Raw genomic sequence first — 22,235 nt, 5'->3', positions numbered from 1 at the left:
GCGGCGGAGCCGCATATTGACACAGCCCCGCGCCCCTTTTCGGCGTGCCGTGGGCCTTGGGCAAGTAGTTCACGGTGAGTTTTGGTTGTGTTTGGGTGCGGCGCCGTGGGGGCTGGGCGCGGTCGCGCGGCGGAGCCGCATATTGATACAGCCTCGCGCCCCTTCGCGGCGTGCCGTGGGCCTTGGGCAAGTGGTTTCTGGTGGGGGCTGTTGGGGTGGGGTTCGGGTCAGTTGGGGGTGGGGAGGCGTTGGTGGACCAGGTGGGCCAGGTGGGTGAGGGTGCGGCCGTTGGTGGCGAGGTCTGCCGGGGCGACGCGGATGGCGAAGAAGTCCCGTACCTGGACCAGGAATTGCATGCTGAGCAGCGAGTCGAGGCCGAAGTCGTCGACGGGGTGGGTCGGGTCCATGTCGGCCGCGTCGGTCTGTAGCACCGCTGCCAAAAGATGGGTCAGGCGCTCGGTGATCGTCCGCAGGGCCTCCTCCTCGGACTGCTCGGCCAGCGAACGCAGGAGTTCCGCACGGGCGTCGGGGGAGATCTCCGAGGACGGCGGCGCGAGGAGGCCGAAGCGCGGGGTGGCCAGGGCGGGCAGCAGATGGCGGGCCACGCCCCAGCGGTACCGGCCCGCTCCGGCGACGGCGACGTCCGTGCCCGCCGACAGCAACAGGTCGGCCGTGGCGAACGCTTCGGTGGGCGTGAGGAGTTCGAGGCCACGGTCCGTCATCGCCGTTTCCATGCCGCTGCGGGCGACGTACCCCGTCTCGCTCAGCGGGCCCCAGGCCAGAGCCGTGCCCGGCTTCCGCGCGGCCCGCCGGGCCCGGGCGAGCGCTTCGAGGTAGGCGTTGGCCGCGGCGTAGGCGGCCTGCCCGGGGTTGCCGATGGCGGCGGAGACGGACGAGTAGCTGAGGAACAGGTCGAGTTGGTGGTCGGCGGTGAGGTGGTCGAGGAGGGCCGCGCCCGCCGCCTTGGGGGCCAGAACGGCGGCGAAGCGGTCGTCGGTGAGATCGGCCAGCGGCGCGTCGTCCATGTGCATCGCGGCGTGGACCACCCCGCGCAACGAACGCCCGTCGCTCTCAAGGGAGTTGATGGCCCGTTCCAGTGCCTCCCGGTCGGTGACGTCGGCCGCGTGGGCCGTGGCGTGCACTCCCCGCGCGGCCAACTCCCGCAACAGGGCCGGGGCTTCGGGGGCGTCGGGCCCGCGCCGTGAGAGCAGGGCCAGGTGCCGGGCGCCCCGGTCGGCCAGCCAGTGGGCGGTGGCGGCGCCGAGCCCGCTCAGTCCGCCGGTGATCAGATAGGTGCCGTCGGGATCGAGGGCGAGGGTGCCGGGGGCGGGTTCCACGAGGACGGGTTCGTCCAGCGGGGCGAAGGAGACGACGACCTTCCCGGTGTGCCGCGAGTGCTGGAGCACGTGGAACGCCTCGTCGACCCGCGCGGCCGGATACACGGTGTGCGGCAACGGCCGGTACGTGCCGTCGGCGATCTCCCGGGCCAGGTCGGCGCAGAGCCGGGGGCCACGGACCGGGTCGACGATCACGACGTCGAGGTTGAACCCGGTGAAGGTCAGACTGCGGTGGAACGGCCTGAGCGAGACGGGGTTGTTGAGGAAGATGTCCCGCTTGCCCAGCTCGATGAAGCGGCCGCCCGGACGCAACAGGTCGAGATTGTGGGCGATGGCCTCGCCGCTGAGGGAGTTCACGACGACGTCCACACCTCGTCCGCCGGTCAACTCCCTCACCTCGGCAACGTAGTCCAGACTGCGGGAGTCGAGAACGTGGGCGGCGCCGAGCGTGCGCAGCAGGTCCCGCTTGGCCGCCGTTCCGGCCGTGGCGATGACGTGGGCGCCCTGGGCCCGGGCGCATTGCAGGACCGCCAGACCCACGGCGCCCGCTCCGCCGTGCACGAGGACGGTCTCACCGGGAAGGAGACGGCCCTGGTCGACCAGGGTGTGATGGACCGTCAGGAAGGCGACCGGGAAGGTCGCCGCCTCCTCGAAACTCATGCCGTCCGGGATGCGCGCGAGCGTCTGGTGGGGTGTCGTGACGTGGGACGCGAGGGCGGCGGGGCAGACACCGCACACCCGGTCTCCGACTGCCAGGCCCCGCACGCCCGGGCCCACCGCGCGGACGACACCGGCGCCGTCGGTGCCGAGGCCGCGGGCGAGCGGGCTGCGCTCCACGGCCTCGGGGGGCAACAGGCCGTTGGCCCGCATCGGGTCACGGTAGTTGAGGGCCACGGCCCGCATCTCGACGACGACCTCGCCAGGACCCGGCTCCGGGAGGCTCATCTCCCGCCAGACCAGCCGCCGTTGGAGACTCGGATCGCGAACTTCCAGAATGAAAGGCGAGTTGGCGGGGGCGGGGGGTGACTCGGACGCGGGGTGCTGGAGCTGCCGGGGGACGAAACGGCCGTGCGCGGTCAGGACGATCTCGTCCTCGGGCCCGCCCCCGCCGAGGAGTTCCTCGGCGAGACGCCGCGCGTCGTCGGCGGGTTCACCGGTGCGGTGGCTGGAGACGCGGCGCAGGCACAGGTCGGGACGTTCGTTGGCGAGCGTCCGGCAGGCGGCCCAGACGGCCGCGTCGACCGGATGCGTCGGCACCTCGGGCGCCGGAAAGAGCCCGGTGGGGCGGGTGATGAGCCACACCTGCGGACTCTCGCCACCCCGGAGTCCCTCACAGGCGGCGGCCAACGCCCGTAGAACAGCGGCCCGTTGAGTGGTGACGGCGACACCCTGACGCGCGTCGGGTTCGGCGAGCAGCAGGACGACGCGCGGCTGCCGGTCGCCGGGGAGAACGGCGGCCCATCCGGACGGTTCGCCGGGGGCGGCAACGACGGTGGCCGCGGGGCCCAGCAGAACGGCCAGCGCCTCGGCGGTGGGCGCCTCGGTGCGGCCTTCGACGGCGATGACCCAGGTGGGGTGGGGGGTTGCGGCGGGGGTCGGGAGGCTGGCGTCGGCCGTCGCGTTGTTCTCGCCGTTGGTCGGGAGGGGGGCGTTGGGTGTGGGGGCGGTTTCGGATGGCGCGTGGTTGCCGTTGGTTGGCGTGTCGTTGCTGGTGGGGGTTGAGGTGAGGAGTACTGACCAGTCGGGGGTGCCCGTGTGGGCTGTGTGGCGGTAGCCGGACTGGTGGAGGAGAGGGGGCCAGTGGGGTGCGGGGAGGAGGCGGGTCGTGGGGCGTAGGGGGTGGTCGGCTCGTTCCCAGAAGTCTTCGTGGGTGCCGAACAGGAGCGCCTGGAGGTGGACTTGGTGGGGCTCGGTCGCCAACAGGTGGGCGCCTGGGGCCAGGAGGGTCGCGAGGTGGCGCAGGGTTGCCGACAGGTCGGTCGTGGCGTGCAGGGCGTCGCCCGCGAGGACGAGGTCGAAGGCGGACCGGGGCAGGCCCTGGGCACCCGGTTCGGTGTTCAGGTCGAGGGTGCGGTAGTCGACGAAGTCGTAGGCGCTGTACCGGTGTTCGGCTCGGGTGAGGCTGCCGTTGGTCGGCGCGGTGCAGGTGTAGCGGGTGCGGTCGGCGGGGAGCACGGGCAGGACCGCGGCCGTCAGGGAGCCGGTGAGCGCGCCGACCTCCAGGACCCGTAGGGGGCGGTCGGCGGGCCAGCGGCCGACGATGTCGGTGAGCAGGGCCTGCACCACCCGGTGGGTGAAACGCCGGGCGGGGCTGGTCTCGCGCAGCTGCTCGTAGCTGGTGTCGCCGGGCGGCAGAAGGTCGCCCGGGTCGAGGCGGCCGCACAACACGTCGGTCAGATGGCGCAGTTGGCGGTTGAGGAGCAACGTCTCGGTGCCGTAGGCGGGATGGTCCTCCAGGAGGGCGCGCAGCACGGTGTCCGCGTGGGCCCCCGGATCGGTCAACTGCCAGCCCACGGAGGCCGGTTCGGCGAGACCGTGGGCTGTCACCAGCGGCATCATCAGCCGGGCGAGCCGCCGGTGCTGGGGCTGGAGTCCGCCGGTCGTGAGGTCCCGTACCGAGAAGGGGGCCGACGGGTCGGGCAGGATGCGGCGCAGCGCCTCGGCCCAGCAGTACGCGCCCGCCCGTTCGGCGGCGGCGACGAACCGCGCGTGTCCGCCGCTGTCCAGGGCGGCGCGGGCCGCCGCGATGCGGGGCTCGGCGGCACGCAGCACCTCGGCGGGCGCGGGCAGCGGGGACGGGGCGGCGGGGGAACCGGGGAGGGGAGCCGCGCGCAGCACGGTGCGCTGGACGGTCAGCGGTGTCCGGTCGTGGAGGCGGCTGCGCCGGGTGCGGCAGCCGTCGATCTCGACGGTGACCGTGCCGTCGGGGTCGGCGTAGGTGATGTCCCAGCAGATCTCGTTGGCGCTGCGGGTGCGGCGGCGCAGATGGACGACGCCGGTGGCGGCGGGCGTGCGCCAGACGCGGACCGACCCGAACACCGTGGGCAGGAAACCGGCGGTCTCGTGGGTGAGGTCGGACAGCGCGACGGTGGCCTGGAGCGGGGCGTCGAGCAGCACCGGGTGAGCGGTGAACGCGTCGGCGGGGTGCGGGAGTTGGTAGGAGACGAGAACCTCGTCCGCACCGATGTCGACACGGTCGATGACTTGGAAGCCGGGACCGCAGTTCACGCCGACGCTGTGGCACATCCGGTAGAACTCCGGCCCCTCCACGCGGCGAGGGGCGCGGGCCCGCAGCGCGGGGACGTCGAGCGGGTCCGGCGCGGCGCCGAGCAGGGTGCGGACCTGGGCGCGGACGACGGGCTGGCACTCCCCGCCGTGCTCCTCACGCACGCTGAGCGTCAACGCCCCGTCGTCGAGGGTCACCGACGCCTGCAACGCGACCGGCGTCGGGTCGGGCCAGGACAGCGGCAGCGGCCGGCCGATCTCCAAGTGCCGTACCTCGACCGGGCGTTGCAGGGCCCGGCGGCCCGCGCTGACCGCCATCTCCACGTAGGCGGCGGCCGGCATCAGGACGTCGTCGCCGATGCGGTGGTCGCCCAGCCAGGGCACCAGTTGGGGTTCGACCTCGCCGTGCCAGAGGGGGTGCGGGGCGGCCATCCGCTCACCGAGGAGCGGGTGGTCGAGCAGACCGTCGCCGCTGCTGTTCTGCATCAGGTCCTGCGGGGCGCCGTGCCAGTACCGCTCGTGCTGCCACGGGTAGCCGGGCAGGTCGACGACCCGGCCCGGGCGCGGGAAGTGCGCCTGCCAGTCGGTGGTGGCACCGGCGGCGAGCAGCGCGGCGACCGCGGCGGCGGCCTCGCGCGGCCCGTCCCCGTCGCGGCTCAGGGTGGGGACGCAGACGGCGTCCGTGCGGCGCAGGTAGGGGCGCAGCACCGGGTGCGGGCCGATCTCGACGACGATCCCGGCGTGCTCGGCCGTGAGCCGCTCCAGCGCCTCGGCGAACCGGACCGGTTCCCGCACGTTGCGCCACCAGTAACGGCCGTCCAGTTCGGGCCCGTTCAGCTCGGTGCCGGTGACGGTGGAGACGAACGGGATGCGGGCGGCGGTGGGAACGAGGTCGGCCAGCGCGGTGCGGAGGGGCTCCTCGATGGGGTCCATGGCTCGGCTGTGGAAGGCGTAGTCCAGGTCGAGTTGGCGGAAGAAGATCCCGCGCCCCTCCAACTCGGCTCCCCACGAGGCCAGTTCGTCGGCGGGTCCGGCGACCGTCACATCCCGGTCGCTGTTGACGCCCGCGATCTCCAACGTCCCCTGGTGCCGGGCGAGTTCCTCGCGGGCCCGCTCCTCGGGCAGGCCGACGGCGGCCATCCGACCGCGCCCGGCGGTGGCCCCCTGGGTGCGGCTGCGCTCGGCGATCACCAGCGCCGCCTGCTCCAGGGTGAGCGCCCCGGCCGTACAGGCGGCGGCGACCTCACCGACGCTGTGCCCGGCCACCGCCCGAGGATGCAGCCCGTGCGAGGCCAGCAACGCCGTCAGCCCCAACTGCACGGCGAACAGCACGGGTTGGGCGATCTCGGTGCGCCGCCAGGTGGGCGGGGTGGGGTAGGACAGCTCCTTCGCGACCGACCAGCCCAGATGCGGGGCCAGCGCCGCGTCCACCGCCTCGACGGCCTCCCGGAAGACGCCCTCGCCCGCCATCAGGTCCGCCGCCATGCCCGGCCATTGGGAGGCGTTGCCGGAGAACACGAACGCGACCCCGGCCCGCCGGCTCCGCCGCACGATCGCCCCACGCGCCGGCTCCCCGGCCACCAGCAGCTCCAACTGCCGTGCCGCGTCCTGCGGTTCGGCGGCCAGCACGGCCGCCCGGTGCGGGTGCGCGCTGCGCCGCACGGTACTGGTGTGGGCCAGGTCGTAGAACTCGCCCGGCGCCGCCGCCCGCAACCGCTCCGCCATCCCGGCGGCCAGCTCCTTCAGCGCCTTCGCGGAGCGCGCGGACACCACCAGCGGCAACGGCCGGGTGGCCGCCACCGGCGCCGGATCGGGCCGCAGGGGCGGGGGAACGACGATGGCGTGCGCGTTGGCCCCGCCGAAGCCGAAGGAACTCACGCCCACCGCGACCCGGTCCCCGGCGGGCAACGGCACCGGTGCGACGGTCGGCGCGAGACCCAGCCCGGCGAAGTCGATCCCCGGGTTCAGCGGCAGGGCGTGCAGGGTCGCGGGGGCCAGCCGGTGACGCAGGACCAGGATCGCCTTCAGCAGCCCCGCCATCCCGGAGGCGGGCTCCAGGTGGCCCAGGTTCGACTTCACCGAGCCGATCGGCAGGGGGCCACCTCGTCGCCGTTGCCCCAGGGCCCGGCCGATCGCCTCCGCCTCCGCCGGGTCACCGACCGGGGTGCCGGTGCCGTGCGCCTCGACGTACGCGACGTCGTCCGCACCGATGTCCGCCTCCGTGTACAGGGCACGCAGCAGGGCCTCCTGCACCTCGGCGCTGGGCAGCGACATGCCGGTGCTGCGGCCGTCGGTGTTGGCGCCGGTGGCGGCCAGCACGGCGTGCACCCGGTCGCCGTCGGCCAGCGCGTCCGCGAGGCGCTTGAGGACCACGACCGCCCCGCCCTCCGCGCGCACGAAACCGTCGGCGTGCTCCGAGAACGCCGCACACCGCCCGCGCCGCGACAGCATCCCCGCGTACGAGAACCCCGCGAACGGGCCGGGGTTGGCCAGCACATTGATGCCGCCGACCAGCGCGACCCGGCTGGACCCCTCGCGCAGCGTGCGGCAGGCGCGGTCCAGGGCGACCATCGCGGCGGAGCACGCGGTGTCGACGGCCATGCTCGGACCGCGCAGATCGAAGGCGAACGACAGCCGGTTCGCCGTGACCGCCAGCACCGCGCCCGACATGGTGTGCGGGCTCGTGTGGTCCCGCATCAGCATCATGTTCGTGCCGTAACCGGTGTCGGAGACGCCCACGTACACACAGGTGTCCGAGCCCGCCAACGACTCGACGGGGAGCGCGGCGTCGTCGAGCGCCTCGGCGGCCATCTCCAGCAACAGCCGTTGCTGCGGGTCGACATGACGGGCCTCCCTCGGTGACATGCCGAAGTAGGCGGCGTCGAACGACGCGATGTCGGTGAGGAAACCACCGGCGGCGGTGTAGCTGCGCCCGGGACGCACCGCGCCCGCGTCCACCACCCGGTCCACCGGGAAGCGGTCGGCGGGCATCTCGCCCACCATGTCCCGGCCCTCCCGCAACACGGTCCACAGGCCGTCCAGGTCCGTGATCCCGCCGGGGAGCCGGCAGCCGACGCCGACCACTGCCACGGACCGGTCGAGCCACTGCGTTGTCACGGTTGCCACGTTTCCGCCTCTACATGCCGATTGCGGGCTTGCTGCGGATTGAAGAGGATCAGGGTTCGAAAAAGCCAACTACCGTCACTCAAAGAGGTGGTGAGCCCCGCGCGGCACGGCCTTCCGGCTCGCTGCCGCCCGCCCCGCCGCTACGGTGACGCGGTGCCTGAAGCCCCGCGTGCCCGCATCGCAGCCGTCACCGCTCATCTCCCGGCCACCTATCGGACCCTGGACGACATCCGGGCCAGGATCGCCGGGACCGGTGGCTACGCTCCACCGCCGGGCCTGCTGGAGGACCTCACCGGCGTCCGGGGCGTCCACGTCCGCGACGACGGCGCCAACGCCTCCGACCTCGCCGTCACCGCCGCCCGCACCGCGCTCGACGAGGCGGGCCTGAAGATCGGCGACATCGACCTGCTGCTGTTCGCCGCGACCGCGCACGACCTCGTCGAACCCGCCACCTCCCACCTCGTCGCCGCCAAACTCGGCGCCACCTGCCCGGTGTTCGACGTGAAGAACGCCTGCAACAGCTTCCTCAACGGCATGGAGGTCGCCGCGTCGTTCATCGAGGGCGGCCGCTACCGCACCGTCCTGATCGCCTGCGGCGAGGTCGGCTCCCTGGTGGCCCGCTGGCACGCCCCCGACCGACAGGCGTTCCTGCGGGCGCTGCCCGGCTACACCGTCTCCGACGCGGGCGCCGCCATGGTGCTCACCGCCGGACCCGGCCACGCCGACAGCCCCGGGCTGCTGTCCTCACGGTTCGTCTCCAACTCGGCCGCCTGGGAGGCCTGCACGCTGGCCGGGGGCGGCACCATGCACGCCCGTTCCGTGCACGACGACCACACCACCCTGCGGCTCAACGGCGATCTGCGCGAGGCCGCGCTCGACATCCTCCCCGAGATCCTCGACACGGCCGGGGACGAGCTGAGTTCGGCCCGCGCCGGTGCCTTCATCGCCTTCCATCAGATCGCGATGCCCCAGTACCGCCAGATGCTCGACCTGTTCACGCTGCCCGAGAGCCGCTGCATGCCCGCCGTCGCCGAGCACGGCAACTGCGCCGCCGCCTCCCTCCCCGTCCAACTGGTCAAGGCCCGCGAGGCCGACCGCGTCGAGGCCGGGGACACCGTCGCCCTGCTCGGCCTGGCCAGCGGATTCAGCTTCGGCCTCTCCCTGATCCGATGGTGACCCCGGCCGACACCGGCACCCTGGCCCGCCTGCTGCCGGGCTACCCGCCACCCCGGCACTGGCGGCGCGTCCCGGCGACCGGGCAGCACTACCTCGACGTCGGCACCGGTGACCCCGTGCTCTTCCTGCACGGCAACCCCGCCTGGAGCTACATCTGGCGCGAGCCGCTGCGCCGCCTCTCCTCGCACGCCCGCTGCCTCGCCCCCGACCTGCCCGGCTTCGGCCTCTCCCGCCGACTGCGCCCCGCCGACGGCGTCCCCGACCCCTACCGCGCCCAACTGGACGCCCTGGACGCCCTGTACGACCACCTCGTGGCCAACGAGGGTGTCCCCGACGCCGGTTGGACGCTGGTCCTGCACGACTGGGGCGGCCCGCTCGGCTACGCCTGGGCGCTGCGGCACCCCGGCGCCGTGGCCCGCCTGGTCGTCTGCAACACCGTCGCCTTCCCCTGGCCGCCCGGCTTCCAACTGCCGTTCTACCTGCGCTGGATGCGCGACCACGCGCCTGTCGCGGCGGCCGTCCACCGCGTCAACGGCTTCGCCCGGATCGCCGTCCGTGCCGGTGTCCACCACCCGCTGAGCCGGGCCGAGCGCCGCGCCTACCTCGCACCCCACACCCGCCGCGCCGAACGCCGGGCCCTCACCGACGCCGTCCGCGCGATCCCCCGGGACAGCGCGGACCCGGCGTGGCAGCTGCTCGAACCCCCTACCCCACAAGCCGACGTGACCAGGCTCCCGCTGCTCATCGCCTGGGGCATGCGCGACCCCGTCTTCACCCCCGCCCTCCTCACCGAGTGGGCCCACCGCCACCCCCACGCCGACATCCACCGGTTCCCCGACGCGGGCCACTACGTGATGGAGGACGCGCCCGAACTGGGCGACCTCATCCGGGACTTCATGGCAGGAGACCCCGCACGGTGACCGCGCTCGCCCTCGGTGACGCGGCCGACGGCTCCGACCGCGACGCCGTCCGCCTCTTCGCCCGTGCCGCTGTGGAAGGACGCCCCCTCCCGTGACCGCCCCCCAACTCGGCGCCCTCCTGCGCGACTTCCCGCAAGGACACCCCACCCCATGACCGCACCCGGCCTCGTCGCCCGGCTGGCCCAGCTGACCGCCGACCCCGGCGCCATCGCGCTCATCGACCACCCCGGCGACCGCGTCATCAGCCGGGGCCGACTGCTCGCCGCCTGCCACCGCACGGCACAGGCCCTCTACGACGCCGGGGTCCGACCCGGGCACAAAGCCGTCGTCATGACCCGCGACGCCGCCGCCCTCACCGTCGTTCCGTACGCGCTGTGCTCGCTCGGCGCGGTGCCCGTGCTGATCGAGCCGCGCGCCGAAGTGAGCCGTTGCCTGCGGGACATCGCCCCGGACGTCTTCATCGGCGACCCGCTGGCCCACCTCGCCCGACGGCTCCTCGGCTGGGGCCGCCCCCATGTCCGGACCGCGCTGGTCACCGGCCCCGCGGTGCCCGGGGTGCTGGGGCGGCGGCTCGTGATCGCGGTGCCGGACGGCGGGCCGCCGCCCCCGTTGCCGACGGAACCCGACGCCGACGAACTGGCGATGATCGCCTTCACCTCCGGCTCCACCGGGCGGCCCAAGGGCGCCGAGTACCGTTACGCGACCCTGGCCGGGCAGGTCGACGCCCTGACCGCGCTGCTGGCGCCCCGCGCCGGTGACGTCCTCCTCGCCGGGTTCCTCCCGGCCGTGCTGCTCGGGCCGCTGATGGGCGTCACCACCCTCGCCCCGGCCGTCAACCACCTTGCCCCGGCCCGCACTTCACCCCGGCACCTCATCGAACCGATCCTGCGACACCGGGTCACCGCGATCCTCGCCTCACCCGCCGTGCTCGGACTGATCGCCCACGCGTGCGCCCGGAACGGCCTGACCCTGCCCGGCGTCCGGACGGTCCTGTCCTTCGGCGCACCCCTGCGCACCCGACTCGCCGACGCCCTGCGCGCGGCCGTCCCCGACGACGCCGAGATCCTCAGCGTCTACGGCGCCACCGAATGCCTGCCCGTCGCCGCGATCAACGACCACGACCTGCGCGCCACCCGCCTCGCACCGCCCGCCGGGCAGGCCGGTACCTGTCTGGGCCGCCCGCTGCCCGGCCTCCACGCCCGGATTCTGGACCCCGACGCCACCGGGCTCGGCGAGATCGCCGCCGCCGGGCCCACCGTCAGCCCCGCCTACCACGGCCGCCCGAGCGTCAACGCCGTCACCAAGGTCAGCACCGAGGCCGGGGTGCTGCACCGCACCGGAGACCTCGGGCGCCTCGACGAACACGGCCGGCTCTGGTTCCTCGGCCGCCAGGCCCACCTGGTCACCGGCGCCGGGTTCACCCTGCCCACCGAGGACATCGAGGCCGCCGCCGACACCGCCCCCGGCGTCCGCCGCACCGCCCTCGTCGGCATCGGCCCGACGGGAGCCCAACGCCCCCTGCTCTGCGTCGAGTTGCTGCCGTCCACCCCACGAGCCGCAGCCCTGGCGGCCACCCGCGCGACCCTGCGCGAGCACCCCGACGGCCACCGCGTCGCCGGGCTGCTGGTCCACCCGGGTTTCCCGACCGACCCTCGGCACAACTCGAAGATCGACCGCCCCCGCCTGGCCGCGTGGGCGGCAAAGCAGCCATACGGGAGGCCGCGTTGAGGCTTCCGACGGCGAACGGGAGCACCTTCGGCTCCCGGCGCCGGGCCAGGCGCGACCGACGGTCCGGGCGGGCCGCTGCGGCGCCACCCGCGAGCCGCGCCCCCGACACCACGCTGCCCGCCGTCGATCCGGCGGGATTCCAACGCCCGCTGCCGTGCGGCGAGTTGACGCCGTCCGTCTTCCGCGCCACCGCCTGTGTTGCCTTGCGCGAGCGCCCGGACGGCCCTCGACTCACCGCCTTGCTGATCCACCCCGGCGTCCCGACCCGCCCCCGGCACAACTCCGCCGCCCGTCAACTCCAGTTGGCGACCTGGGCCGCCGAACAACCCTGTGGGAGCGCTCGTTGAAAGTTCTGGTCACCGGTGGAAGCGGCTTTCTGGGGCAGGAGATCTGCCGTCAGTTGGTCGCGCGCGGCATCGTCACCTCCTCTCTCAGTCGCCGTCCCAGTGCCGCCCTTGAACGGCTCGGAGTGCGGCAACACCGGGGCGACCTGGCCGACTTGGACGCGGTCGGTGTCGCCGTCGCGGGCTGCGATGCCGTACTGCACAACGCCGCGCTGGCCGGTGTCAGCGGCCCGGCGGGGCCCTACCTGGCCACCAACGTCCTCGGCACCCGGCACATCATCGCGGCCTGCCGCACCCACGGCGTGCGGACCCTCGTCCACACCTCGACCGCCAGCGTCGTCTTCCGCCCCGGTGGCCTGGAGGGCGTCGACGAGTACCTCCCCCATCCGCGCCGTCACCTCGCCGCCTACCCCCGCAGCAAGGCCGTTGCCGAGGCGCTCGTACTCGATGCCGACGGGCCCGAGTTGGCCACCCTCGCGCTGCGGCCGCACATCATCTGGGGGCCGGGTGACCCGCACTTCGCGCCCGCCCTGGCCCGCGCCGTGCACGCCGGGCGCCTGTTCATGCCCGGCGACGGCGGCAACCTCATCGACACCACCCACGTCCGCACCGCCGCCCACGCCCACCTGCTCGCCCTCGACCGACTCCGGCAACGGCCCGAACTCCTCGGCGGCCGCGCCTACTTCATCGGCCAGGGCGAGCCACGCCCCCTGCGCGAGATCGCCCACGGCTTCCTGGCCGCCGCCGGTATCCGGGCCCGCTGGTGCGCCGTTCCGGCCCGGCTGGCCAGAGCGGGCGCCGCCGTCGCCGACGTGGCCCTGAGAAACGTCGGCAGCACGCGCACCCACAGCCTGAGCCGTTTCCTCGTCGCGGAAATGCTGGAGCCGCACCACTTCGACCTCACCGCGGCCCGGCGCGACCTGGGATTCACGCCACCGATCGGATTCGACGCCGCCCTCGCGGAGTTGACCCGGACCGCCGTATTCGCCCGCACCGATCATGGGGAGTCACCGTGCCGCACACCTACGACACCGTCCGTTCCGTCCTGACGACCTCGCTGCGGGTCCCGCACGACGAGATCCACCCGGATGCCACCCTTGACCAACTCGGTTTGGATTCACTGGCGTTGGCCGAATTGGTGCTGGTTCTGCATGAGCGGTTCGGGGTGAAGATCGACCGGGAGTACGCCGATCCCGCCACCACCCTCACCGCCGTCGTGGACCACCTCGACGCGCTGCGGGCGGCCGGGCCGGGAGGGGCGATGCCCTCATGACCGAGCCCGTCGCCATCACCGGACTCGGCCTGATCACCCCGGCCGGGACGGACACCGACGCCACCTGGAAGGTCGTTCACGCAGGTCAGGGCAGTGCGGCGAGCCCGGACCCGGCGCTGGCCGGTCTGCCCGTCGACTTCTCCTGCCGGGTGCCGCTCTCCGCGGAGGCCCTCGACGACCGCGTCGGCCGCGCCTCCTGGCGGATGTCCCGCAACGCGAAACTCGCCGTCGTCGCCGCCCGCGAGGCCGTTCGTGACGCCGGTCTCGACCCCACCGCCTGGAACGGTGACCGGGTCGCCGTCGTCGTCGGCTGCGGGTTCGGCGGCGAGGCCGAACGGGCCGCGCAGGAACGGCGGTTGAGCGAGCACGGCCCCGATCTGATCTCCGCGCTCACCATCCCGCTGATCATCCCGAACATGGCGGCGGGCGAGGTCGCCATCGACCTCAAGGCGCACGGCCCCGGGCTCGCCACGGCCACCGCCTGCGCCGCCGGTGCCACCGCCATCGCCACGGCCCACACCCTGCTGCGCGCGGGCCTGTGCGACATCGCCGTGGCCGGTGGCACGGAAGCCGCCAGCTCCCGGCTGACGACCAGCGGTTTCTGGCGCGCGGGCGCCCTGTCGCAGCGGACCGGGGACATCACCGGGGCGTCCCGGCCGTTCGCCGCCGACCGGGACGGGTTCGTGATGAGCGAGGGCGCGGGCATCCTCGTTCTGGAACGGTACGAGGACGCCGTCGCCCGGGGCGGTGAGCCGCGTGCGCTGCTCGTCGGCAGCGGCTCCACCACCGACGCCCACCACCCCACCGCGCCGCACCCCGACGCCCACAGCGCCGAGAAGGCCCTGCGCACCGCCCTGACCATGGCCGGGCTCGCCCCGCACGACATCGACCACGTCAACGCCCACGGCACCTCCACCCGGCTCAACGACGCCGGTGAGGCCGCGATGATCGCCCGCGCGTTGCCGCACCGGCCCAGCGTCACCGCTGCCAAGGGTGTCCTCGGGCACAGCCTCGGCGCGGCGGGCGCCGTCGAAGCTGCCCTGACCGTGCTCACCCTCCAGCACTGCACCGTGCCCCCCATCGCCAACCTCCGTGTCCCGGCACCGGAGTTCGACCTCGACTGCGTCACCGGCCACCCCCGCCCCCAGAACGTCCGCACCGCCGTCACCCACTCCTTCGGCTTCGGCGGCCACAACGTGGTCCTGGCACTGACGCGAGCCTCCTGAGTCCACCGAAGTGATGTCGTGGTCCGCCCGGTTGGGGGTGGCATCGGGTGCGGGCGGGGGTCTGCCCTTCCATCAACGTGCCCTGCGGGTAGAGGAGTTCGCTGCCGAGCCGTGACGTCACGCGGGCCGACCCGCGCTGGGTGAACGGGACTTGCCCCCGATCCGCGATCGCGGCCCCGCCCCCCCGGCTCCCCTCCGGGCTCCGGCTCCCCTCCGGACCCACCTGTTGCCCTCCGCCGCCTGCTACGGCTGCTTCCTGCGCCTGACCGGGACCAGCGCCGACGCCCCCGTCCTGCTCACCACCGTCGCGCAGTGCTTCCGCAACGAGGACCGGCACGACGAGCTGCGCCGGCTCTGGGGGTTCACCCTGCGGGAGATCGTGTGCGTCGGGTCCGCCGAGGCCGTCCGGGACCACCTCGACCGGCACCAGGAGCGGATCGCCGCCTTCGGTACGGCCCTCGGCCTCACCCTGGACCGGCGGCCCGCGACCGACCCGTTCTTCGAGCCGGGCGGCGCCCGCACCGTCATGCAACTGCTCGCCCCGGTCAAGAACGAGTACCTGCACACCGACGGCACCGCCGGGGAGCGCGCGTGACGACCCGGCTGGCGGCCGAGCTGGGCCTCCAACTCCCGTTGCTCCAGGCCAGGATGGGCGCCGCAGTGTCCCGGGCGGGAGCGGGCGGCACCCTCGCCCTGTACAAGGAACCGCCCGCGCGGGCCGCCCGGCTGGTCCGTGAGGTGGTCGCCGGTACTGTTCGGCCCTTCGGCGTGAACGTCGTTCCCGAGGTCACGGGACCGGTCGGCTACCTGGCCCAACTCCGCGCCGTTCTGCCCGAGTTGCCCCGGGGCGCGTTCGTCACCTCGTTCGGGCTGCCGACGCCGACGAGGCCACGGCCCTGGCCGTCTTCCGCGACGCCCTCCACCTCGCCTACGCCGACGCCGCCCAGCGGATCATGGTCACCACCAGCGCGGACGGCCGCAGTTGGACCACCCCCCACCCCCTCCCCGGCGCTCGCCGTGCACGACGGCACCCTCCACCTGCTGTACGGCAACCCCAAGGACGGCGCCATCCACTTCAACCGCCTGCGCGACACCGACTGGACCGCCGAGAACCCGGCAGCCCCGCACGACCTCGACGACCCGGAGCCGTCTGCCCGTACGTGGCCCGTCAACCTCCCTAGCACTCGATGATGTTCACCGCGAGCCCGCCCCGGGCCGTCTCCTTGTACTTGACGGACATGTCCGCGCCCGTCTCCTTCATCGTCTTGATGACCTTGTCGAGGGAGACCTTGTGGGTGCCGTCGCCCCGCATGGCCATCCGGGCCGCGGTGACCGCCTTCACCGCGGCCATGCCGTTGCGTTCGATGCAGGGGATCTGGACCAGCCCGCCGACCGGGTCGCAGGTGAGGCCGAGGTTGTGCTCCATGCCGATCTCGGCCGCGTTCTCGACCTGCTCGGGGCTGCCGCCCAGGACCTCCGCCAACGCGCCCGCCGCCATCGAGCAGGCCGAGCCGACCTCGCCCTGGCAGCCGACCTCGGCGCCGGATATGGACGCGTTCTCCTTGAAGAGCATGCCGATCGCGCCCGCCGCCAGGAGGAAGCGCACGACGCCCTCCTCGTCCGCGCCGGGCACGAAGTTGATGTAGTAGTGCAGGACCGCCGGGATGATGCCGGCCGCCCCGTTCGTCGGCGCCGTGACCACCCGGCCGCCGGCCGCGTTCTCCTCGTTCACGGCCATCGCGTACAGCGTGATCCACTCCATCGAGTGCGCCAACGGGTCGCCCTCCGCCCGCAGTTGACGTGCGGAGACGGCGGCCCGGCGACGCACCCGCAGCCCGCCCGGCAGGATGCCCTCACGGGACATGCCCCGGCTCACGCACGCCCGCATCACGCCCCAGATGTCCAGCAGGCCCGCGCGGATCTCGTCCTCGGTGCGCCAGGCACGCTCGTTCTCCAGCATCAGCGCGGAGATCGAGAGCCCCGTCTCCTGCGCCCGGCGCAGCAGTTCGTCCCCGGTGCGGAACGGGTACTTCAGGACGGTGTCGTCCAGCTTGATCCGATCGGCGCCCACCGCGTCCTCGTCGACGACGAAACCGCCGCCCACCGAGTAGTACGTCTTCGACAGCAGCTCCGCCCCGGACGCGTCGAACGCCCAGATCGTCATGCCGTTCGCGTGGTACGGGAGCGTTTTCCGGCGGTGCAGGACCATGTCCTCGTCGAAGGAGAACGGGATCTCGTGGGCGTCCAGGAGGCGCAGGCGGGACGATTCCCTGATCGCCGCGACGCGGTCGTCCGCCTTCTCCACGTCCACCGTGCGCGGCGACGCGCCCTCCAGGCCGAGCAGCACCGCCTTGGGTGTGCCGTGCCCGTGGCCGGTCGCGCCGAGCGAGCCGTACAGCTCGCAGCGCACGGCCGCGACGCCGTCCAGCAGACCCTCGTTGCGCAGCCGGCGCGCGAACAGGCGGGCCGCGCGCATCGGACCGACCGTGTGGGAGCTGGACGGGCCGATACCGATCGAGAACAGGTCGAAGACCGAGATGGCCACGGGTACTCCTCAGCAGAACAGGATCAGGTGGTGCAAGGGGTGGTGCACAGGCTGACGCACGGGGGCAAGGGGGCGGGCACCGCGCGCACGGTTCATTCCAGTGTGCGCGGTGCCCGCCGAAAGCGACCGGTCCCGGGCGCCCCGTGCCACAAGGGATCACCTCGGGCCGAAGGGGCCACCCGGACCTACGGGGTCACAGGACCCCCGGGGTCACAGGCTCGGGTACAGCGGGTGCTTCTCCGTCAGGGCCGTCACCCGAGCCCGCAGCGCCGCCGCGTCGTACGTCGGCTTCAGCGCCTGAGCGATCACGTCGGCGACCTCGGTGAAGTCCTCGGCCGTGAAGCCGCGGGTGGCCAGCGCGGGCGTGCCGATGCGCAGACCGGACGTCACCATCGGGGGCCGCGGGTCGTTCGGGACGGCGTTGCGGTTGACGGTGATGCCGACCTCGTGGAGACGGTCCTCGGCCTGCTGCCCGTCCAGCTCCGAATTGCGCAGGTCGACGAGGACCAGGTGCACATCGGTGCCCCCGGACAGCACGTCGACGCCGACCGCCTTCGCGTCGTCCTGGACCAGCCGCTCGGCCAGGATGCGGGCGCCGTCCAGAGTCCGGCGCTGGCGCTCCTTGAAGTCCTCAGAGGCGGCGACCTTGAACGACACGGCCTTCGCGGCGATCACATGCTCCAGCGGGCCGCCCTGCTGACCCGGGAAGACCGCGGAGTTGATCTTCTTCGCCAGCTCGGCGGTGGACAGGATGACGCCGCCGCGCGGGCCGCCCAGCGTCTTGTGGGTGGTCGTGGTGACGACGTGGGCGTGCGGCACCGGGTTCGGGTGCAGGCCCGCCGCGACCAGACCGGCGAAGTGCGCCATGTCGACCATCAGATAGGCGCCGACCTCGTCCGCGATCCGCCGGAACTCCGCGAAGTCCAGCTGGCGCGGGTACGCCGACCAGCCGGCCACGATCAGCTTCGGCCGGGACTCCTTGGCGAGCCGCTCCACCTCGGCCATGTCGACGAGGCCGTCGTCACCGACGTGGTAGGCGACGACGTGGTAGAGCTTGCCGGAGAAGTTGATCTTCATGCCGTGGGTCAGGTGCCCGCCGTGCGCGAGGTTCAGGCCCATGATCGTGTCGCCCGGCTTCAGCAGCGCGAACATCGCCGCCGCGTTGGCCTGGGCGCCCGAGTGGGGCTGCACGTTGGCGTGCTCGGCGCCGAAGAGCGCCTTGACCCGGTCGATGGCGATGTCCTCGACGACGTCGACGTGCTCGCAGCCGCCGTAGTAGCGGCGGCCCGGGTAGCCCTCCGCGTACTTGTTGGTGAGGACCGAACCCTGCGCCTCCATCACCGCGACCGGCGCGAAGTTCTCGGAGGCGATCATCTCCAGGGTGGACTGCTGGCGGTGCAGCTCGGCGTCGACGGCGGCGGCCACATCGGGGTCGAGCTCGTGCAGGGGCGTGTTCAGAACGGACATGGGGCAGGCCTCCTCTTTCAGGCGCTGGTGGTGATGGCGGCGTACGCGTCGGCGGAGAGCAGGTCGCCCGGCTCCTCGGAGATCCGGACCTTGAACAGCCAACCGCCCTCGAAGGGCTGGGAGTTGACCAGCGAGGGGTCGGCCTGCACATCCTCGTTGATCTCGGTGACCTCACCGGTGACCGGGGAGTACAGCTCGCTGACCGACTTGGTCGACTCCAGCTCGCCGCAGGTCTCACCGGCGGTCACCGTCGTGCCGACGGCGGGGAGGTCGGCGTAGACGACGTCACCGAGCGCGTTGGCCGCGTACTCGGTGATGCCGACCGTCGAGACGCCGTCCTCGGCGGCCGACAGCCACTCGTGCTCCTTGCTGTAGCGCAGCTGCTGGGGGTTGCTCATGTCCTGAATTCTCCTGTACGCGGGGGAGTGGTGGTGACCCGGGAGGGGGCTGAGGGAACCCTGTGACCAGGGCGGACGCGCGAAGCTCCGGCGGCGGGCGGCGACGGGCCCGCCCTACCGGGGCGCGGGGCTACTTCTGGCGCCGGTAGAACGGCAGCGCCACGACCTCGTACGGCTCGTGGCTGCCCCGGATGTCCACACCGACCCCGGGCGTGCCCGGCGCCGCGTGCGCCGCGTCGACGTACGCCATGGCGATCGGCCTGCCCAGCGTCGGCGACGGGGTGCCGGAGGTGACCTCGCCGATCACCTCGCCGCCGGAGACGACCTGGTACCCGGCGCGCGGCACCCGGCGGCCCTCGGCGACCAGGCCGACCAGCACGCGCGGCGGGGTCGAGGCGGCCCGGTCGGCGGCCTCGCGCAGCGCGGCGCGGCCCACGAAGTCGCCCTCCTTCTCGAACTTCACCACCCGGCCGAGCCCGGCGTCGAAGGGCGTCAGCGCCGTCGACAGCTCGTGCCCGTACAGCGGCATGCCCGCCTCCAGGCGCAGCGTGTCCCGGCAGGACAGACCGCACGGGACCAGGCCGGCGCCCGCGCCCGCCTCGGTGAGCGCCTGCCACAGGGCGACGGCGTGGCCGGGCTCGACGAACAGCTCGAAGCCGTCCTCGCCGGTGTAGCCGGTGCGGGCGATCAGCGCGGGGACCCCGGCGACGGTGCCGGGCAGCCCGGTGTAGTAGGCGAGGCCGTCGAGGTCGGCGTCGGTCAGCGCCTTGAGGATGCCGGGGGACTCGGGGCCCTGGACGGCGATCAGCGCGTAGGCGTCCCGGTCGTCACGCACCTCGGCGTCGAACCCGGCGGAACGTTCCCGCAGCGCGTCCAGCACGGTCTGCGCGTTGGAGGCGTTGGCCACGACCAGGAACTCGGCCTCGGCGAGCCGGTACACGATCAGGTCGTCCAGGATGCCGCCGTCGGTGCGGCAGATCATGGTGTAGCGGGCCCGGCCGACCCCGGCGGAGGCGAGGTTGCCGACCAGGGCGAAGTTCAGCAGGGCGGCGGCCTCGGGGCCGGTCACCGTGATCTCGCCCATGTGGGAGAGGTCGAAGAGCCCGGCGCGGGTGCGCACGGCCACGTGCTCGTCGCGCTCGGAGCCGTAGCGCAGGGGCATGTCCCAGCCGGCGAAGTCGGTCATCGTCGCACCGAGGGCACGGTGCACGGCATCCAGGGCGGTAGGGCGGAGCTGCTCGGAACTACTCATCGGACGCGTTTCTCCCAAGGCATGACGGGCGAGGTCGTTCCTCCCCATCTGTCATCGGAACCTGAGAGGTTCATCGTGAACACGCGCACCACGCGTTCAAGGAAAACGCGTCACGCGTGCGTGGTTCACGACTTGCACCTTGGGTGGAGCCACTGACGGAAGCGGCCCGCTTTTCAGATGTGCCTCGCCCGCGCGGTAACGGGGCCTGAGAGATTCAAGGGAGGGACTTGCTCCTTCGGCGCCCCGGACGACGCGCTTCGGTGAAGCGCTGCCGGGGACTCTCCCGCGCGGATTCAAGCGGCCGGTATGCAGTTGGCGGGCACATCATCGCACGAGCGGTCCGAATACGGCAGGCCCCCTCTGGCGACCCCCTCCGGCGCTCCCCGCTGTCGACCGGCGCCCCCCTCTGTCACAGGGCTGTGGCAGGACGGGGACGAAAACGCGAGGCGCCGCACATTACCTTCTCTTTACACTCGGAGGGGAGAGACACCGCAGAGGGACGGGACCCCACACCCGGCCCAGGGGAGGACGATCACGGTGAACAGGACCACGGCGTACGCCACGACCTCGGCCGTCGCGCTGCCGAACCAGCCGGCGGCCCCGGCCCTTGAGGCCCGCCCCCGCCGCCCGCGCGTGGTCCGCGACCTGCGCGACCGCTCGGGACACAGCCCGCACGCCCTGCTCTTCGGCCCCCGCGACCTGGTCGTCGTCACCGGGCTGCCCGGCAGCGGCAAGTCCACCCTGATGCGCCGGGCGGTACGAGGCACCCGCGTCGACTCCCAGGACACCCGCGACCGTTGGGACACCCGCCTGGGCCGCTATCTGCCCTACGCCGTCTACCGCCCGCTGGTCAGGCTCGCCCACTACGCCGGACTCGGCCGGGCGCTGCGCCGCGGCGAGGGCGTCGTCGTGCACGACTGCGGCACCCAGGCCTGGGTGCGCGGCTGGCTGGCCCGCACCGCCCGGCGCCGTGGCGGCACCCTGCACCTGCTGCTGCTCGACGTCACGCCGGACACCGCGCTGTCCGGGCAGCGCGAGCGCGGCCGGGGCGTCTCGCGGTACGCGTTCCTGCGCCACCGGGGCGCCGCCGCCCGCCTGATCCGCTCGGTGGAGCGGGGCGACCTGCCCGAGGGCGTCGGCTCGGCGGTCCTGCTCGACCGGGACGCGGCGGACGTACTGCGCGGCATCGGCTTCCTGGGCCGGGACTGAATCCGGCCGCGAAGCCGATCGGCCGGGCCAGGGCCGGGCCAGGTCGGGGCCGGGGCCGAATCCGGCCGCACGGGCCAAGACCGGGGCGCGTGGCGCGGGTTAGCCTTGCCCACCTCAGCAGTGGTATTCAACAGGCGGTCAGCAGTGATGGACTTCCCGGCGGAACTTCCCGCGGACTTTCCGATACAGACGCACCCCCAGCCGCACGGCGGCTGGCCGGGCAACGAGCTGGAGGAGGTGCTCTCCGCCTCCCTCGGCGTCCCCACGGCCGGCGCCCGGATCGTCGAGGTCCTCGCCCGCAGCTTCCTGTGGATTCCGCTGCCCAACGGCGGCGGCCCGCACAGCGGCCCGCTCGACCTGCCCACCCTGGAGATCGACGGCCAGGCCTATGTGCCGGTCTTCAGCTCCGAGGAACAGTTCCGCGCGGTCGTCGGCGCGCACATGTCGTTCACGATCGCCCCGGCCGTCGAGTTCGCCCGCGGCCTGCCCCCGCAGCTCGGCCTCGCCCTCAACCCCGACGGCACCCTCGGCATCCCGCTGCCGCCCGCCGCCGTCACCGAGCTGTGCCGGGCCGGGCGCACCTCCCTCGACGGACCGGCGAGCGGCGGCCGGGTACGCCTCTTCGAGCCGGACTGGCAGGACGACCCGGTCGACTTCCTCACCGCCGCCTCGGCCGAGTTCGAGGCGACCGGGGTGGTGCGCACCGCCCGCCGCTGCCTGGCCGAGATCGAGACGGCCGCGCCGGTGATGTTCGTCGGCGTCGAGCTGACGCAGTGGGAGGGCGACCCGCACGCCCTGCCGACCGAGGCGCTGGGCCGGGCGCTGGGCCGCGCCGCGATCCCGTGGCAGGTCAACCTGGTACTGCTCGACGTGACCGACGACCCGGTCGCGCGGTGGCTGCGGGAGAGCGTCCGCCCGTTCTACCAACAGGCCTACTGACACCGGCGCACGGGGGCGCGGGCGGACGGCGAGAGCGTCGGGAACGGGGCCCGTCAAGCCCGCGAACCCC

General features: G+C 73.5%; 16 protein-coding genes and 1 riboswitch. Of the genes, 11 read left to right on the top strand and 5 right to left on the bottom strand.

Features of this window, described 5'->3' with window-relative positions; translation table 11 throughout:
* Nucleotides 1-227: 227 nt before the first annotated feature.
* Entirely contained in the window at nucleotides 228-7,688 is a 7,461-nt protein-coding gene (locus tag ACIQOU_RS14690) for an SDR family NAD(P)-dependent oxidoreductase (RefSeq protein WP_401537050.1), read from the bottom strand.
* 153 nt (nucleotides 7,689-7,841) lie between these two features.
* Here ACIQOU_RS14690 and ACIQOU_RS14685 point away from each other — a divergent pair, with 153 nt between their 5' ends.
* The 9 genes from ACIQOU_RS14685 (at nucleotide 7,842) to ACIQOU_RS14645 (ending at nucleotide 15,546) form a co-directional block, all read left to right on the top strand.
* Nucleotides 7,842-8,864 (top strand): 3-oxoacyl-ACP synthase III family protein, encoded by a 1,023-nt coding sequence (locus ACIQOU_RS14685; protein ID WP_401537049.1) that lies wholly within the window; start codon nucleotides 7,842-7,844, stop codon nucleotides 8,862-8,864.
* Complete coding sequence (locus ACIQOU_RS14680) at nucleotides 8,858-9,784, top strand: alpha/beta fold hydrolase (protein ID WP_401537048.1); 927 nt, start codon at nucleotides 8,858-8,860, stop codon at nucleotides 9,782-9,784. Before ACIQOU_RS14685 ends, ACIQOU_RS14680 begins: the two co-directional genes overlap by 7 nt.
* A gap of 150 nt (nucleotides 9,785-9,934) precedes the next feature.
* Nucleotides 9,935-11,512, top strand: a complete 1,578-nt coding sequence (locus ACIQOU_RS14675; protein WP_401537046.1) for an AMP-binding protein — start codon at nucleotides 9,935-9,937, stop codon at nucleotides 11,510-11,512.
* Nucleotides 11,509-11,859: a hypothetical protein gene (locus ACIQOU_RS14670; RefSeq protein WP_401537044.1), complete on the top strand. Its 351-nt coding sequence runs from the start codon at nucleotides 11,509-11,511 to the stop codon at nucleotides 11,857-11,859. Before ACIQOU_RS14675 ends, ACIQOU_RS14670 begins: the two co-directional genes overlap by 4 nt.
* Nucleotides 11,856-12,905 carry an NAD-dependent epimerase/dehydratase family protein gene (locus tag ACIQOU_RS14665; RefSeq protein ID WP_401537043.1) on the top strand — a complete coding sequence of 350 codons (1,050 nt, stop codon included), beginning with the start codon at nucleotides 11,856-11,858 and terminating at the stop codon, nucleotides 12,903-12,905. The genes ACIQOU_RS14670 and ACIQOU_RS14665 overlap by 4 nt, the downstream gene beginning before the upstream one ends.
* Nucleotides 12,869-13,129, top strand: a complete 261-nt coding sequence (locus tag ACIQOU_RS14660) for an acyl carrier protein (RefSeq protein WP_401537042.1) — start codon at nucleotides 12,869-12,871, stop codon at nucleotides 13,127-13,129. The genes ACIQOU_RS14665 and ACIQOU_RS14660 overlap by 37 nt, the downstream gene beginning before the upstream one ends.
* Nucleotides 13,126-14,355 (top strand): beta-ketoacyl-[acyl-carrier-protein] synthase family protein, encoded by a 1,230-nt coding sequence (locus tag ACIQOU_RS14655; RefSeq protein ID WP_401537041.1) that lies wholly within the window; start codon nucleotides 13,126-13,128, stop codon nucleotides 14,353-14,355. The genes ACIQOU_RS14660 and ACIQOU_RS14655 overlap by 4 nt, the downstream gene beginning before the upstream one ends.
* Before the next feature lie 226 nt (nucleotides 14,356-14,581).
* On the top strand, nucleotides 14,582-14,950 hold the full coding sequence (locus ACIQOU_RS14650; protein WP_401537040.1) for a hypothetical protein: 369 nt from the start codon (nucleotides 14,582-14,584) through the stop codon (nucleotides 14,948-14,950).
* Nucleotides 14,947-15,546, top strand: a complete 600-nt coding sequence (locus tag ACIQOU_RS14645) for a hypothetical protein (RefSeq protein ID WP_401537039.1) — start codon at nucleotides 14,947-14,949, stop codon at nucleotides 15,544-15,546. The genes ACIQOU_RS14650 and ACIQOU_RS14645 overlap by 4 nt, the downstream gene beginning before the upstream one ends.
* Here ACIQOU_RS14645 and ACIQOU_RS14640 read toward each other — a convergent pair.
* The 4 genes from ACIQOU_RS14640 to gcvT form a co-directional block, all read right to left on the bottom strand.
* On the bottom strand, nucleotides 15,533-16,900 hold the full coding sequence (locus ACIQOU_RS14640; RefSeq protein WP_401537038.1) for an L-serine ammonia-lyase: 1,368 nt from the start codon (nucleotides 16,898-16,900) through the stop codon (nucleotides 15,533-15,535). The two genes, ACIQOU_RS14645 and ACIQOU_RS14640, sit on opposite strands and share 14 nt — an antisense overlap.
* A 210-nt stretch (nucleotides 16,901-17,110) precedes the next feature.
* A complete protein-coding gene (gene glyA, locus ACIQOU_RS14635; protein WP_401537037.1) occupies nucleotides 17,111-18,367 on the bottom strand; it encodes a serine hydroxymethyltransferase in 1,257 nt (418 codons plus the stop codon).
* A 17-nt stretch (nucleotides 18,368-18,384) separates the two neighbouring features.
* Complete coding sequence (gcvH, locus tag ACIQOU_RS14630) at nucleotides 18,385-18,765, bottom strand: glycine cleavage system protein GcvH (protein ID WP_401537036.1); 381 nt, start codon at nucleotides 18,763-18,765, stop codon at nucleotides 18,385-18,387.
* 130 nt (nucleotides 18,766-18,895) lie between these two features.
* Entirely contained in the window at nucleotides 18,896-20,017 is a 1,122-nt protein-coding gene (gene gcvT, locus ACIQOU_RS14625) for a glycine cleavage system aminomethyltransferase GcvT (RefSeq protein WP_401537034.1), read from the bottom strand.
* A gap of 183 nt (nucleotides 20,018-20,200) precedes the next feature.
* Nucleotides 20,201-20,313: riboswitch (glycine riboswitch) on the bottom strand.
* 235 nt (nucleotides 20,314-20,548) lie between these two features.
* Here gcvT and ACIQOU_RS14620 point away from each other — a divergent pair.
* Both ACIQOU_RS14620 and ACIQOU_RS14615 read left to right on the top strand, forming a co-directional pair.
* Nucleotides 20,549-21,226 (top strand): AAA family ATPase, encoded by a 678-nt coding sequence (locus tag ACIQOU_RS14620; RefSeq protein ID WP_401537346.1) that lies wholly within the window; start codon nucleotides 20,549-20,551, stop codon nucleotides 21,224-21,226.
* 147 nt (nucleotides 21,227-21,373) lie between these two features.
* Nucleotides 21,374-22,165, top strand: coding sequence for an enhanced serine sensitivity protein SseB (locus tag ACIQOU_RS14615; protein ID WP_401537033.1), 792 nt, complete (start codon nucleotides 21,374-21,376; stop codon nucleotides 22,163-22,165).
* Nucleotides 22,166-22,235: the final 70 nt, after the last annotated feature.

This window comes from Streptomyces sp. NPDC091279 (assembly GCF_044757465.1).
Classification (GTDB): Bacteria; Actinomycetota; Actinomycetes; order Streptomycetales; family Streptomycetaceae; genus Streptomyces.
This window is presented reverse-complemented; position numbering and strand designations above follow the sequence as displayed.

Bases quoted from the DNA above. Each gene is read 5' to 3' on its own strand.
- gcvH (WP_401537036.1), bottom strand. From the start codon at position 18,765: ATGAGCAACCCCCAGCAGCTGCGCTACAGCAAGGAGCACGAGTGGCTG.
- ACIQOU_RS14655 (WP_401537041.1), top strand. From the start codon at position 13,126: ATGACCGAGCCCGTCGCCATCACCGGACTCGGCCTGATCACCCCGGCC.
- gcvT (WP_401537034.1), bottom strand. From the start codon at position 20,017: ATGAGTAGTTCCGAGCAGCTCCGCCCTACCGCCCTGGATGCCGTGCAC.
- ACIQOU_RS14675 (WP_401537046.1), top strand. From the start codon at position 9,935: ATGACCGCACCCGGCCTCGTCGCCCGGCTGGCCCAGCTGACCGCCGAC.
- ACIQOU_RS14615 (WP_401537033.1), top strand. From the start codon at position 21,374: ATGGACTTCCCGGCGGAACTTCCCGCGGACTTTCCGATACAGACGCAC.
- glyA (WP_401537037.1), bottom strand. From the start codon at position 18,367: ATGTCCGTTCTGAACACGCCCCTGCACGAGCTCGACCCCGATGTGGCC.
- ACIQOU_RS14680 (WP_401537048.1), top strand. From the start codon at position 8,858: ATGGTGACCCCGGCCGACACCGGCACCCTGGCCCGCCTGCTGCCGGGC.